Source organism: Salmonella sp. SJTUF15570, assembly GCF_043357055.1.
Taxonomy (GTDB): Bacteria; Pseudomonadota; Gammaproteobacteria; order Enterobacterales; family Enterobacteriaceae; genus Salmonella; species Salmonella enterica.
The window spans coordinates 15,219-29,086 of the sequence record NZ_JBEUKJ010000015.1 but is presented as its reverse complement, the minus strand read 5'-3'; the positions used below and the strand labels follow the sequence as shown (position 1 = coordinate 29,086).

Annotated in this window: 12 protein-coding genes; 10 read left to right on the top strand and 2 right to left on the bottom strand. The window is 53.6% G+C overall.

Features of this window, described 5'->3' with window-relative positions; translation table 11 throughout:
• The first annotated feature begins 10 nt into the window (after positions 1–10).
• Positions 11–811 (top strand): sugar/pyridoxal phosphate phosphatase YigL, encoded by an 801-nt coding sequence (yigL, locus tag ABVN44_RS21620; RefSeq protein WP_023232420.1) that lies wholly within the window; start codon positions 11–13, stop codon positions 809–811.
• 80 nt (positions 812–891) lie between these two features.
• The gene (locus ABVN44_RS21615; protein ID WP_023232419.1) at positions 892–1,791 is read left to right on the top strand and encodes a carboxylate/amino acid/amine transporter; all 900 of its coding nucleotides are present in this window, start codon (positions 892–894) and stop codon (positions 1,789–1,791) included.
• On the opposite strand, the gene metR is transcribed toward ABVN44_RS21615, so the two are convergent.
• On the bottom strand, positions 1,679–2,632 hold the full coding sequence (metR, locus tag ABVN44_RS21610; RefSeq protein ID WP_000569786.1) for an HTH-type transcriptional regulator MetR: 954 nt from the start codon (positions 2,630–2,632) through the stop codon (positions 1,679–1,681). The two genes, ABVN44_RS21615 and metR, sit on opposite strands and share 113 nt — an antisense overlap.
• Before the next feature lie 248 nt (positions 2,633–2,880).
• On the opposite strand from metR, the gene metE reads away from it, so the two are divergent.
• Together metE and ABVN44_RS21600 are read left to right on the top strand one after the other, a co-directional pair.
• Positions 2,881–5,145, top strand: a complete 2,265-nt coding sequence (metE, locus tag ABVN44_RS21605; protein WP_000154178.1) for a 5-methyltetrahydropteroyltriglutamate--homocysteine S-methyltransferase — start codon at positions 2,881–2,883, stop codon at positions 5,143–5,145.
• A gap of 334 nt (positions 5,146–5,479) precedes the next feature.
• Positions 5,480–6,823, top strand: a complete 1,344-nt coding sequence (locus tag ABVN44_RS21600) for an anaerobic sulfatase maturase (RefSeq protein ID WP_021294455.1) — start codon at positions 5,480–5,482, stop codon at positions 6,821–6,823.
• A 79-nt stretch (positions 6,824–6,902) separates the two neighbouring features.
• Here the strand turns inward: ABVN44_RS21600 and ABVN44_RS21595 are convergent, their stop codons facing one another.
• Positions 6,903–7,715 (bottom strand): dienelactone hydrolase family protein, encoded by an 813-nt coding sequence (locus ABVN44_RS21595; protein WP_000213959.1) that lies wholly within the window; start codon positions 7,713–7,715, stop codon positions 6,903–6,905.
• 258 nt (positions 7,716–7,973) lie between these two features.
• On the opposite strand from ABVN44_RS21595, the gene udp reads away from it, so the two are divergent.
• The 6 genes from udp (at position 7,974) to tatA (ending at position 13,868) form a co-directional block, all read left to right on the top strand.
• A complete protein-coding gene (udp, locus tag ABVN44_RS21590) occupies positions 7,974–8,735 on the top strand; it encodes a uridine phosphorylase (protein ID WP_000045169.1) in 762 nt (253 codons plus the stop codon).
• Positions 8,736–8,874: 139 nt separating this feature from the next.
• Positions 8,875–10,305 (top strand): DNA recombination protein RmuC, encoded by a 1,431-nt coding sequence (gene rmuC / locus ABVN44_RS21585; protein ID WP_000355562.1) that lies wholly within the window; start codon positions 8,875–8,877, stop codon positions 10,303–10,305.
• A 95-nt stretch (positions 10,306–10,400) separates the two neighbouring features.
• On the top strand, positions 10,401–11,156 hold the full coding sequence (gene ubiE, locus ABVN44_RS21580; RefSeq protein WP_000229009.1) for a bifunctional demethylmenaquinone methyltransferase/2-methoxy-6-polyprenyl-1,4-benzoquinol methylase UbiE: 756 nt from the start codon (positions 10,401–10,403) through the stop codon (positions 11,154–11,156).
• Positions 11,157–11,165: 9 nt separating this feature from the next.
• Positions 11,166–11,771: a ubiquinone biosynthesis protein UbiJ gene (gene ubiJ / locus ABVN44_RS21575; RefSeq protein WP_001116092.1), complete on the top strand. Its 606-nt coding sequence runs from the start codon at positions 11,166–11,168 to the stop codon at positions 11,769–11,771.
• Positions 11,768–13,408 carry a ubiquinone biosynthesis regulatory protein kinase UbiB gene (ubiB, locus tag ABVN44_RS21570; protein ID WP_000187559.1) on the top strand — a complete coding sequence of 547 codons (1,641 nt, stop codon included), beginning with the start codon at positions 11,768–11,770 and terminating at the stop codon, positions 13,406–13,408. Before ubiJ ends, ubiB begins: the two co-directional genes overlap by 4 nt.
• A 205-nt stretch (positions 13,409–13,613) precedes the next feature.
• Entirely contained in the window at positions 13,614–13,868 is a 255-nt protein-coding gene (tatA, locus tag ABVN44_RS21565) for a Sec-independent protein translocase subunit TatA (RefSeq protein WP_000508972.1), read from the top strand.

The window sequence follows — 13,868 nt, the reverse complement described above, 5'->3', positions numbered from 1 at the left end:
AAATTTTATTATGTATCAGGTTGTTGCGTCTGATTTAGATGGCACGCTGCTCTCCCCCGACCATACGTTGTCCCCTTATGCCAAAGAGACTCTGAAGCTGTTGACCGCACGCGGCATCCATTTTGTCTTTGCCACTGGTCGTCATCATGTCGATGTAGGGCAAATCCGCGATAATCTTGAAATCAAGTCTTACATGATCACCTCCAACGGCGCGCGAGTGCACGATACCGACGGGAATTTGGTTTTTACGCATAATCTGGACAGCGACATTGCCAGCGACCTGTTCGGCGTGGTGAATGCGAACCAGGACATCGTGACTAACGTTTATCGCGACGACGAATGGTTTATGAATCGTCATCGCCCCGATGAAATGCGTTTTTTCAAAGAGGCGGTATTTAACTACTCGTTGTTTGAGCCTGCGCTGCTGGAGCCGGAGGGCGTCAGCAAAGTGTTTTTCACCAGCGACACTCATGAAAAGTTGTTGCCGCTGGAGCAGGCGATTAACGCGCGCTGGGGCGATCGGGTAAACGTGAGCTTCTCTACGCTAACCTGTCTGGAAGTGATGGCGGGCGGAGTGTCGAAAGGTCATGCGCTGGAAGCGGTCGCTCAGGCGATGGGGTACAGCCTGAAAGAGTGTATCGCCTTTGGCGACGGAATGAACGACGCTGAAATGCTCACGATGGCGGGCAAAGGCTGCATCATGGGCAATGCGCACCAGCGTCTGAAAGACCTGTATCCCGAACTTGAGGTGATCGGCATCAACGCGGATAACGCCGTGCCGCATTACCTGCGCGATCTTTTCTTACGCTGATGTGATTGTTTGTTAGTTGACCAGTTGTCAACTTCACTCTCCGCTACAATGGGTGTTCCCTGTTTTAAGAGACATCCATTGTGGCGCTACTCATCATTACCACTATCCTGTGGGCTTTCTCCTTTAGTCTATTTGGCGAGTATCTTGCCGGGCATGTCGATAGCTATTTCGCGGTGCTGATACGCGTTGGGCTGGCGGCGCTCGTTTTTCTGCCGTTTTTGCGTTCTCGCGGGCACAACCTAAAAACCATCAGCCTGTATATGCTGGTGGGGGCGATGCAGCTTGGCATCATGTATATGTTGAGCTTCCATGCTTACCTCTACCTGACCGTATCCGAACTGCTGCTGTTTACCGTTCTGACGCCGCTCTATATCACGCTGATTTACGATGTGATGAGTCAGCGTCGTTTGCGCTGGGGCTATGCATTTAGCGCGTTGCTGGCGGTGATTGGCGCCGGGATTATTCGCTACGATCGCGTGACCGACCATTTTTGGGTCGGTTTGCTCCTGGTGCAGCTTTCTAATATCAGTTTCGCTATCGGAATGGTGGGGTATAAACGTCTGATGGAGATCCGTCCCATGCCGCAGCACAACGCCTTTGCGTGGTTCTATCTGGGAGCGTTTTTGGTGGCGGCGGTGGCGTGGTCGCTGTTGGGGAACGCGCAAAAGCTGCCGGAAACCACGCTGCAATGGAGCATTCTGGTGTTTCTCGGCGTGGTGGCGTCCGGCATTGGCTACTTTATGTGGAACTATGGCGCTACCCAGGTAGACGCCGGGACGCTGGGTATCATGAATAATATGCATGTTCCCGCAGGACTGCTGGTTAATCTTGCCATCTGGCATCAGCAGCCCCACTGGCCAAGCTTTATTACAGGCGCGGCTGTGATCCTGGCTTCGCTGTGGGTGCATCGAAAATGGGTCGCTCCGCGCTCCGCACAAACGGCAGATGATCGCAGGCGTGATCCCGCGTCGAGCGAATAAACGCCTCGGTCACCGCCTGACGCTGGTCGCCGTCGCGCACGGCGGCATACAGGCGGCTCCACAGACCATCACCCAGGGTTTTGGTCACCACCAGACCCTGGCGCTCAACGCTTTCCACCACCCAGTGCGGCAGGGCGGCAATACCCATTCTGGCCGCCACCATCTGAATCAGCAGTAGCGTATTATCCACGCTTTTCAGCAGCGGACTGATACCCGCCGGTTGCAGGAAATGTCGCCAGACATCCAGTCGGCTGCGCTGCACCGGGTAAATCAACAGCGTTTCGCTGGCTAAATCTTCCGGCGTAATCTGCGTTTTGCTGGCCAGCGGATGGTCGGGCGCCAGCACCAGTCGGACTTCAAAATCAAACATCGGCGAATAATGCAGCCCGCTGCGCGGCAAAATATCCGACGTCATCACCAAATCCAGCTCGCCTTGTTGCAAGGCCGGTTGCGGATCAAAAGTGACGCCGGATGTGAAATCCATTTCTACCTGCGGCCAGCTTGCACGGAAGTTTTCCAGCGCCGGGGTCAGCCACTGAATACAGCTATGACATTCAATAGCGATGCGCAGACGAGTTTGCTGCGGTTCGTTGCACGCCTGCAGCGCACGGCTGATTTGCGGCAGCACCTGGTTTGCCAGTTGCAGCAGAACTTCCCCCTGCGGCGTAAAGCGCAGCGGCTGGCTTTTACGCACGAACAGGCGGAAGCCAAGGCGTTGTTCCAGATCGCTGAACTGATGAGACAGAGCGGATTGGGTCTGGTGCAGCACCGCAGCAGCAGCAGCCAGCGATCCACTATTCCGCAATGCCTGGAGTGTTTTCAGATGTTTAATTTCGATCATGAAAGTCCTTCACTTCGCCATGAACAAATTGCGCTTGAGGAATATACAGTACCTTTACATTATGGATGTGTAAACATCCAGACGTCTAAAACTCGTCATATTTCGACTTGCAGATGCGTTGGCTTCCTTGCTTACCCCAGTCACTTACTTCAGTAAGCTCCTGGGGATGCGCTGTGTCGCCGCCTTCCTGCAAGCCGAACTATTTAGAGTTTTACTTTCAGATTCAATAAAATAAGAGAGGAAGTAAAATGACAATATTGACTCATACCCTCGGTTTTCCTCGCGTTGGCCTGCGTCGCGAGTTGAAAAAAGCGCAAGAGAGCTACTGGGCGGGGAACTCAACGCGTGAAGCGTTACTGGCGGTGGGCCGCGAACTGCGCGCGCGTCACTGGGAGCAGCAGAAACAAGCGGGTATTGACCTGTTACCGGTAGGCGACTTTGCCTGGTACGACCATGTTCTGACCACCAGCCTGCTGTTAGGCAATGTGCCGGCTCGTCATCAGAACAACGACGGTTCCGTGGACATCGACACTCTGTTCCGCATTGGCCGCGGTCGCGCGCCAACCGGCGAACCGGCGGCGGCAGCGGAAATGACCAAATGGTTTAATACTAACTATCACTACATAGTACCGGAGTTCAGCAAAGGCCAGCAGTTCAGACTCACCTGGACACAGTTGCTGGAGGAAGTGGACGAAGCGCTGGCGCTGGGGCATAAGATCAAACCCGTACTGCTGGGGCCTGTCACGTATCTGTGGCTGGGTAAAGTGAAAGGCGAGCCGTTTGACCGCCTGACGTTGCTGAAAGACATTTTGCCGGTGTATCAGCACGTACTGGCTGAACTGGCAAAACGTGGTATTGAGTGGGTCCAAATTGATGAGCCAGCACTGGTGCTGGAACTGCCGCAGGCGTGGCTGGATGCCTTCAAACCGGCTTACGACGCGCTCGCCGGCCAGGTGAAGCTGTTGCTGACGACCTATTTTGAAGGCGTGACGCCAAACCTGGACACTATTATCGCGCTACCGGTACAGGGGCTACATGTTGACCTCATTCATGGCAAAGATGATGTAGCGGAACTGCATCAACGTCTGCCGGTCGACTGGCTGCTCTCCGCAGGCTTGATTAACGGGCGTAATGTCTGGCGCGCCGATTTGACCGAAAAATACGCGCAGATTAACGCCATTGTGGGCAAACGCGCGCTGTGGGTAGCATCCTCCTGCTCTTTGCTGCACAGCCCGATCGATCTCAGCGTCGAAACGCGTCTGGATACGGAAGTTAAAAGCTGGTTTGCCTTTGCGCTGCAAAAATGCGGTGAACTGGCGTTGCTGCGCGATGCGCTGAACAGCGGCGAAACGGCGGCGCTTGAGGAATGGAGCGCACCGATTCAGGCTCGTCGTCACTCCCGCCGCGTACATAATGCCGCGGTAGAAAAACGCCTGGCGGCGATCACCGCGCAGGACAGCCAGCGTGAGAATCCGTATGAGGTGCGCGCTGAAGCGCAACGCGCCCGCTTTAAACTTCCCGCCTGGCCGACGACGACTATCGGTTCGTTCCCGCAAACCACGGAAATTCGCGGCCTGCGTCTGGACTTCAAAAAGGGCAACCTCGACGCGAACCACTACCGCACCGGCATCGCCGAACATATCAAACAGGCTATCATCGAGCAGGAGCGTTTAGGGCTGGATGTGCTGGTACACGGCGAAGCCGAGCGAAACGACATGGTGGAATACTTCGGCGAGCATCTGGACGGCTTCGTCTTTACCCAGAATGGTTGGGTGCAAAGCTATGGCTCCCGCTGTGTGAAACCGCCGGTAGTGATTGGCGATATCAGCCGTCCGGCACCGATTACCGTGGAGTGGGCGAAATATGCCCAGTCGCTGACCGACAAGCCGGTAAAAGGGATGTTGACCGGCCCGGTGACTATTCTTTGCTGGTCATTCCCCCGCGAAGACGTGACCCGCGAAACGATTGCGAAACAGATTGCGCTGGCGCTGCGTGATGAAGTCGCGGATCTGGAGGCGGCGGGGATTGGGATTATTCAGATCGACGAACCGGCGCTGCGCGAAGGTCTACCGCTGCGTCGCAGCGACTGGGACGCCTATCTGGAATGGGGTGTGGAAGCCTTCCGCATCAACGCGGCGGTGGCGAAGGATGAAACCCAGATCCACACCCACATGTGTTACTGCGAGTTCAACGACATTATGGATTCGATCGCCGCGCTGGATGCGGATGTGATCACCATTGAGACCTCCCGCTCGGATATGGAGTTGCTGGAGTCGTTCGAAGCATTCGACTACCCGAACGAAATCGGGCCGGGCGTGTACGATATTCACTCGCCGAACGTGCCGAGCGTCGAGTGGATTGAAGCCCTGCTGAAGAAGGCGGCACAGCGTATTCCGGCACAACGCCTGTGGGTGAATCCGGACTGCGGTCTGAAAACTCGCGGTTGGCCGGAAACCCGCGCGGCGTTAGCGAACATGGTCAAAGCGGCGCACAATCTGCGTCAGGCGAAATAACCCATCCTGGCCGCTGCGTTTATCCGGCAGCAATGCGGCGCTACCCTTTGACGGGTAGCGCCCGTGTCTGACCTGATTAACAGCGCCTCTTTCTCCTCATTTCCCTTTTTCTTATTTTCCGCGCTGTCTTTTTCAGGATCTGGCTATTTGGCGATCTTGATAATAAAAAGGTTCTCCGTATGAATGACAACCAGGCGGATAGCGTCCCTGGAAGCAGCGCGGCGGATTTTATTGCCTCGCAGATCGTTTTTCCTGTCATGATCGCCCAGCGCTCTCATAGCACAAAACGAGGTTTTCCATTCTGTTATGTTCCCTGGCGACGATAAACGTCGCATTGTCTCATGGCGCTGGTGAACCTTATTTTTTAACGGAGATGTCTGACATGGCGGTAGCAGGTTGTCACGTAATGGCCAAACCCGGCGGCGCGATCTGCAATATTGATTGCACATATTGCTTCTATCTTGAAAAAGAGGCGCTGTACCCGGAACGCAATAAAAACTGGCGAATGTCGGACGAGACGCTGGAACAGTTTATACGCCAGCATATTGCCGCGCAGAGTGGCGACCGCATTGACTTTGCCTGGCAGGGCGGCGAACCGACCATGATGGGGCTACCGTTTTTCCGCCGGGTTGTCGCATTATGTGAAAAGTACGGCGATGGGCGAAAAATCACTCATGCGTTGCAGACGAACGGCATCCTGGTGAATGACGAGTGGGCGCGCTTTTTCGCTGAACAGCATTTTCTCATCGGTCTCTCTATCGACGGCCCGGCGTCGTTACACAACCACTATCGGCTTAATCGCGCTGGAAAAGGAACTCATGAACAGGTCGTCGCAGCAATGGCGCGGCTTAAAGCGCACCATGTCGACTTTAATACCTTAACCGTCGTGGGAAAACATAACGTCGGTCATGCAGCAGACGTCTACGAATTTCTTCTGGCGGCGGGATCGCGTTTTATTCAGTTTATCCCGCTGGTAGAGCGAATGAGCACCGATAACTCATCGGTACTTAATCTGGTGATGCCCGGCGAAAGCGCGGCGACGCTGGCGCCATGGACGGTACCGTCGTGGCAATATGGCGAATTTCTCAACCAGATCTTTGATATCTGGGTTCGTCGCGACGTAGACCGCGTCTATGTGCAGATGTTTGACGTGGCGTTAGCCGCCTGGACGGCGCAGCAGCCGGTACTGTGTGTACATTCCGAGACTTGTGGACATGCCTTCGCGTTGGAGTCGAACGGCGATCTCTACAACTGCGACCACTTTGTCTACCCGGAGCATCTGCTGGGGAATATCCACCAGCACAGCATCAAAACCTTAAATAATAGCGAGCGGGCTATTGCCTTTGGTGAGGCCAAGCGGGAGACCCTGACCGCCGATTGTCGTCGCTGTGACTACCGCTTTGCGTGTCATGGCGGCTGTCCGAAGCATCGCTTTGCCGTCTCGCCGTCCGGTCATCCTGCGCATAATTACTTGTGTGCGGGCTATAAGCATTTTTTCCAGCACGTTACGCCGTATATGAATGTCTGGCGGGAGCTGCTGGCGCAAGGCTATCCGATGGCATCGATCATGCGCTGGCTGGCGCAGGACGCGCGTAAAGACACAGGAGCCGTCAGTCGTAACCATCTCTGTCCCTGCGGCAGCGGTAAAAAATATAAAAAATGCTGTGGTAAAGCATAGCTAACGTGGCGATGACGCTTTGTTGAGCCTATACCGACTCCGGTCTCGTAGGCCCAACAAACATCGTAATGCGCTGTGGTTAGCCTTTTTTCCCGCCGTACTGCGCGAACCATTCCAGCATTCTTTGCCAGCCGTCTTTCGCCGAGGCTTCGTGGTAGCCCGGACGATAATCGGCATTAAACGCGTGCCCTGCATCGGGATAGACCACGATTTCCGCCTTCGCATTAGCGGCGCGTAGCGCCTGACGCATGGTTTCCACGCTCTCCTGTGGAATACTGGTATCCTGCCCGCCGTATAAACCCAGTACCGGCGCGTTAAGATCGGTGGCGATATCAACGGGATGCTTCGGCGAATTGAGTGACGTGTCGCCCACCAGCTTGCCGTACCATGCTACCGCCGCTTTTAACTGTGGGTTGTGCGCGGCGTACAGCCAGGTAATTCGGCCTCCCCAACAAAAACCGGTGATCATCAGCCGATGCGCGTCCCCGCCGTTGCGCGAAGCCCAACTGGCGACGTGATCCAGGTCGGCAAGGACTTGCGAATCCGGTACTTTAGCCACCAGCCCGCTCAATAATGTGGGTATATCGGCGAAATCATTGGGGTCGCCTTCGCGGAAATAGAGCTCCGGCGCGATAGCGAGATAGCCTTCCAGCGCCAGTCGTCGGCAAATATCGCGAATGTGTTCATGTACGCCAAAAATTTCCTGTACCACAATGACCACAGGCAATGCGCCGTCGCTCGCTTTTGGTCTGGCGTAATAGGCGGGCATATCGTCGCCCTGAGAGGGGATCGACGTTATCCCCGCGCTAATGGCCCCATCAGGCGTATGAATCATCGTAGGGGCAAGTGGGGAGGCTGCAGGTGCAAAGCCGGATGGATGTGTCGTTGTCATGGTATTCTCCGTACCCTTAAAAAATAGCGCAATCTTAACTATAGACAGTGTGTAACAAACCACATTGCCTTAAAGCGGCTATCTTTTGTGCAATGCCTGGCGATATTGATTATTTATTGTGATGTGCATCACTTTTTAATGGTAATCGAGTGCAATTGTTTTACGCCATAGTGATGGCTGTCACGAAAATATCTTTATGCCTTAGGTAAAGTGTCTTTTTGCTTCTTCTGACAAACCCGATTCACAGAGGAGTTTTATATGTCCAAGTCTGATGTTTTTCATCTCGGCCTCACCAAAAACGATTTACAAGGGGCCCAGCTCGCCATCGTCCCTGGCGATCCTGAGCGTGTGGAAAAGATCGCCGCGCTGATGGATAAGCCGGTTAAGCTGGCATCTCACCGCGAATTCACCTCCTGGCGCGCTGAGCTGGATGGCAAAGCAGTTATCGTTTGCTCTACCGGTATCGGCGGCCCGTCTACCTCTATTGCCGTGGAAGAACTGGCGCAACTGGGTATTCGTACCTTCTTGCGTATCGGCACCACGGGGGCTATTCAGCCGCACATTAACGTCGGCGACGTTCTGGTAACGACCGCATCCGTTCGTCTGGATGGGGCGAGCCTGCATTTTGCGCCGATGGAATTCCCGGCGGTTGCCGACTTTGCCTGCACCACTGCGCTGGTTGAAGCCGCGAAATCGATTGGCGCCACGACTCACGTTGGCGTAACCGCCTCTTCCGACACTTTCTATCCGGGTCAGGAACGTTACGACACCTATTCTGGCCGCGTTGTGCGTCGCTTCAAAGGCTCTATGGAAGAGTGGCAGGCGATGGGCGTAATGAACTACGAAATGGAATCCGCTACGCTGTTAACCATGTGCGCAAGCCAGGGGTTACGCGCAGGTATGGTGGCGGGCGTTATCGTCAACCGTACCCAACAAGAGATTCCGAATGCGGAAACGATGAAACAAACTGAAAGCCACGCGGTGAAAATCGTCGTGGAAGCGGCCCGTCGTCTGCTGTAATTCTCCTCTCTTTTGCAAAGGCCGACGCGTTCGGCCTTTTCTTTTTGCGTGGCGCCTCGCAGGAAATCCCTTTTAAACTGGACGTTTATACAGCACAATTCTATTTTGTGCAGGACAGTGTGGTTCCAGGAGAGGTGTTGTGGATATTACTCTTATGATAAGCGCCGTCGTGGCGCTGGCGGCTGGGGCGGTGATTGGCTGGCTGGCGACGAAAGCGCACGCCGATCAAATCCGCGCCGATCTTATCGAAGAACGGCGTGAGCTGGATATCGAACTTAGCGCGGCCCGGCAGCAATTAGCGCAAGAAGCGCACTGGCGCAGTGAATGCGAGTTACTTAATAACGAACTGCGTAGCCTGCACAGTATCAATACCTCTCTGGAAGCCGATCTGCGTGAAGTCACGACCCGTCTGGAAGCGACTCAGCAACACGCGGAAGACAAAATCCGTCAGATGATCAACAGCGAACAGCGTTTAAGCGAGCAGTTTGAAAATCTGGCGAACCGTATTTTTGAACACAGTAATCGTCGCGTAGACGAACAAAACCGACAAAGCCTGAATAGCCTGCTGACGCCGCTGCGTGAGCAACTGGACGGTTTTCGCCGCCAGGTTCAGGAGAGTTTTGGCAAAGAAGCGCAGGAGCGGCATACGCTGGCGCACGAAATTCGTAATTTGCAGCAGCTTAACGCGCAAATGGCGCAGGAAGCGATCAACCTGACGCGCGCCCTGAAAGGGGACAATAAGGCGCAAGGAAACTGGGGCGAAGTTGTGCTGGCGCGGGTGCTGGAGGCATCCGGACTGCGTGAAGGCTACGAATACGAAACCCAGGTTAGTATTGAGAACGATGCGCGCTCGCGGATGCAGCCGGATGTCATCGTCCGCTTGCCGCAGGGCAAAGATGTGGTCATCGACGCTAAAATGACGTTGGTCGCCTACGAGCGTTACTTTAACGCTGAAGATGACTATACGCGCGAGGCCGCTTTACAAGAGCACATCGCCTCGGTGCGCAATCATATTCGCTTACTGGGGCGTAAAGACTACCAGCAGCTTCCCGGCCTCCGCTCGCTGGACTATGTTCTGATGTTTATCCCCGTAGAACCCGCTTTCCTGCTGGCGTTAGATAAACAGCCCGAACTGATAACCGAGGCGCTGAAAAATAACATTATGCTGGTAAGCCCCACGACGCTGCTGGTGGCGTTACGGACAATCGCCAACCTGTGGCGCTATGAACACCAGAGCCGCAATGCGCAGCACATCGCAGACAGAGCCAGTAAGCTCTACGATAAAATGCGGTTGTTCGTTGATGATATGTCAGCGATCGGTCAGAGTCTGGATAAAGCGCAGGATAACTACCGCCAGGCGATGAAAAAACTTGCGTCGGGGCGTGGCAACGTTTTGGCGCAGGCGGAGGCCTTCCGGGGGCTAGGCGTGGAAATCAAACGCGAGATTAATCCGGATTTAGCGGAACAGGCCGTTACGCAAGATGAAGAATATCGTTTACGATCGATCCCTGAAGGGCGGCAGGATGAACATTATCCCAATGATGAACGGGTGAAGCAGCAGTTAAGTTAACCCATACGGAGTAGTTTAGTCCTGGCGCAGAGTAGGGCAAATTGGCCCAATCTGTTACACTTCTTGAACATTTTTATCGATAAGCAGGCACTGAGATGGTGGAAGATTCACAAGAAACGACGCACTTTGGCTTTCAGACCGTCGCTAAAGAGCAGAAAGCTGACATGGTGGCCCACGTTTTTCATTCTGTGGCGTCAAAGTACGATGTGATGAATGACTTAATGTCATTTGGCATTCATCGTTTGTGGAAGCGCTTCACCATTGATTGCAGTGGCGTGCGTCGTGGACAAACCGTTCTCGATTTAGCGGGTGGTACGGGCGATCTTACCGCGAAATTTTCACGTATGGTCGGGGAAACTGGCAAAGTTATCCTGGCGGATATTAATGATTCTATGCTCAAAATGGGGCGTGAGAAGCTGCGTAATATCGGCGTGATCGGCAACGTAGAGTATGTGCAGGCGAATGCCGAAGCTCTGCCTTTCCCTGATAATACGTTTGATTGCATTACCATTTCGTTTGGTTTGCGCAATGTAACGGAAAAAGAAAAAGCGCTGCGGTCAATGTTCCGTGTGTTGAAACCCGGCGGACGTTTACTGGTGCTTGAATTTTCCAAGCCTATCATTGAGCCGCTGAGTAAAGCGTATGACGCCTATTCTTTCCATATTTTACCGCGTATTGGCTCGATGGTCGCAAACGATGCGGATAGCTATCGGTATCTCGCGGAATCCATCCGTATGCATCCCGATCAGGATACCTTAAAAGCCATGATGCAGGACGCCGGATTTGAGAGCGTGGATTATTACAATCTGACGGCGGGCGTTGTGGCATTGCACCGTGGTTATAAATTCTAGGAGGGTGGAATGCCTTTTAAACCCTTAGTGACCGCAGGAATTGAAGGTCTCCTCAATACGTTTCTGTATCGTTCGCCAGCGCTGAAATCAGCCAGAACGCGCTTACAGGGAAAAGTACTGTGTGTGAAACTAAAGGGATTTTCGACGCCATTAGTCCTGGTATTCAGTGAACGCCAGGTTGATGTGCTGGGGGCATGGGAAGGCGAAGCGGACTGTACGGTAATCACTCAAGCTAGCGTTTTGCCAAAACTACGCGATCGTCAGCAGTTGGCCGCGCTTATTCGCAGCGGCGAACTGGAAGTGCAGGGCGATATTCAGGTCGTGCAAAATTTTGTGGCGCTCGCCGATCTCGCCGAATTCGATCCTGCGGAGCTGTTGGCGCCATACACGGGTGATATTGCGGCGGAAAGTATCGGTAAGGTCGTGCGTGGCGGGGCTAAATTCCTGCGCCACGGGTTTCAACGCCAGCAGCGTTATGCCGCTGAAGCGATCACTGAAGAGTGGCGTATGGCGCCTGGCCCGCTGGAAGTCGCATGGTTTGCCGAAGAAACCGCGGCTGTTGAGCGCGCCGTAGATGCTCTGACCACACGGCTGGAAAAACTGGAGGCCAAATGACGCCAGGTGAAGTACGGCGCCTATATTTCATCATCCGCACGTTTTTAAGCTACGGCCTTGATGAACTCATCCCCCGAATGCGTCTTACACTGCCACTCCGATTATGGCGCTATTCGCTGTTCTGGATGCCAAACCGGCATAAAGATAAATTGCTGGGTGAACGATTAAGACTGGCGTTGCAAGAGCTGGGACCGGTCTGGATCAAATTTGGTCAGATGCTCTCCACGCGCCGTGACCTGTTCCCGCCGCAAATCGCCGATCAGCTCGCTTTGCTCCAGGATAAAGTCGCGCCATTCGATGGTCGGCTGGCGAAAGCCCAGATTGAAGAGGCGATGGGGGGGCTACCTGTCGAAGCCTGGTTTGACGACTTTGATATCCAGCCTTTAGCGTCGGCGTCAATCGCCCAGGTACATACCGCGCGATTGAAATCAAACGGTAAAGAAGTGGTTATTAAGGTCATTCGCCCGGATATTTTGCCGGTAATTCAGGCAGACCTGAAACTGATTTATCGCCTTGCTCGCTGGGTACCACGCCTGTTGCCGGATGGGCGTCGTCTGCGCCCGACGGAAGTGGTGCGTGAGTATGAGAAAACGCTGATCGATGAGCTGAATCTGCTGCGGGAATCGGCCAACGCGATTCAGTTACGCCGCAATTTTGAAAATAGTCCCATGCTGTATATCCCGGAGGTGTACTCCGATTACTGTAGCCAGAACATGATGGTGATGGAGCGGATATACGGCATTCCGGTTTCGGATGTGGCGGCGCTGGAAAAGAACGGCACCAACATGAAACTGCTGGCGGAACGCGGGGTTAAAGTTTTCTTCACCCAGGTTTTCCGCGACAGCTTTTTCCATGCGGACATGCATCCGGGAAATATTTTTGTCAGCCATGAACACCCTGAAAATCCGCAATATATCGGCATTGACTGCGGTATCGTCGGGTCGCTAAACAAAGAAGATAAGCGCTATCTGGCAGAAAACTTTATCGCGTTTTTTAACCGCGATTACCGAAAGGTGGCAGAACTGCATGTCGATTCAGGCTGGGTTCCGCCAGATACCAACGTTGAAGATTTTGAGTTTGCCATCCGCACCGTCTGTGAACCTATCTTTGAAAAGCCGCTCGCGGAAATCTCGTTTGGTCATGTGTTGTTAAACCTTTTCAATACAGCGCGTCGATTTAACATGGAAGTCCAGCCGCAACTGGTGTTGTTGCAGAAAACATTATTGTATGTTGAAGGGGTTGGGCGGCAACTTTATCCTCAGCTTGATTTGTGGAAAACGGCGAAGCCGTTTCTTGAGTCCTGGATCAAAGATCAGGTGGGTATTCCGGCTCTCACGCGGGCTCTTAAAGAAAAAGCGCCGTTCTGGGTCGAAAAAATGCCAGAAATACCTGAACTGGTGTACGACAGTTTGCGCCAGGGCAAATATTTACAGCACAGTGTTGATAAGATTGCGCGCGAGTTACAGGTAAACCATGTGCGCCAAAGTCAGTCTCGTTATTTATTGGGAATTGGCGCAACGCTGTTACTGAGCGGGTCATTCTTACTCGTCAACCGCCCTGAATGGGGATTGATGCCTGGCTGGCTCATGGTCGGCGGCGTAGTTGTCTGGCTGGTTGGCTGGCGTAAAACTCGTTGAGATTTTTTATCGCTCAACGCCGGTTGTGTCACGCAGGTACATATTATCACTCGAGGCAGTACTCAGGCCGCAAGTCAATGTCGTCCCGGTCGTATGTAAAAGTATGTGAATAGGGCGGGCGAAAGCGGCTAACAAAGAGGCAGCGCGAAGGATAATGTGTATAATGCGGCCCTATTAATTCATCATCTATCACAGAGGAACATGTATGGGTGGTATCAGTATTTGGCAGTTGTTGATTGTTGCCGTTATCGTCGTACTGCTGTTCGGCACCAAAAAACTCGGTTCCATCGGTTCCGATCTTGGCGCGTCTATCAAAGGCTTTAAAAAGGCCATGAGCGATGATGATGCCAAACAGGATAAAACCAGTCAGGACGCTGATTTTACCGCTAAATCTATCGCGGATAAGCAAGGCGAAGCGAAAAAGGAAGACGCTAAAAGCCAAGATAAAGAGCAGGTATAA

Excerpts from the sequence above, each read along its gene's own strand:
- ubiE (WP_000229009.1), top strand. The coding sequence starts at position 10,401 with ATGGTGGAAGATTCACAAGAAACGACGCACTTTGGCTTTCAGACCGTC.
- ABVN44_RS21595 (WP_000213959.1), bottom strand. The coding sequence starts at position 7,715 with ATGACAACGACACATCCATCCGGCTTTGCACCTGCAGCCTCCCCACTT.
- metR (WP_000569786.1), bottom strand. The coding sequence starts at position 2,632 with ATGATCGAAATTAAACATCTGAAAACACTCCAGGCATTGCGGAATAGT.
- tatA (WP_000508972.1), top strand. The coding sequence starts at position 13,614 with ATGGGTGGTATCAGTATTTGGCAGTTGTTGATTGTTGCCGTTATCGTC.
- yigL (WP_023232420.1), top strand. The coding sequence starts at position 11 with ATGTATCAGGTTGTTGCGTCTGATTTAGATGGCACGCTGCTCTCCCCC.
- udp (WP_000045169.1), top strand. The coding sequence starts at position 7,974 with ATGTCCAAGTCTGATGTTTTTCATCTCGGCCTCACCAAAAACGATTTA.
- ubiJ (WP_001116092.1), top strand. The coding sequence starts at position 11,166 with ATGCCTTTTAAACCCTTAGTGACCGCAGGAATTGAAGGTCTCCTCAAT.
- metE (WP_000154178.1), top strand. The coding sequence starts at position 2,881 with ATGACAATATTGACTCATACCCTCGGTTTTCCTCGCGTTGGCCTGCGT.
- ubiB (WP_000187559.1), top strand. The coding sequence starts at position 11,768 with ATGACGCCAGGTGAAGTACGGCGCCTATATTTCATCATCCGCACGTTT.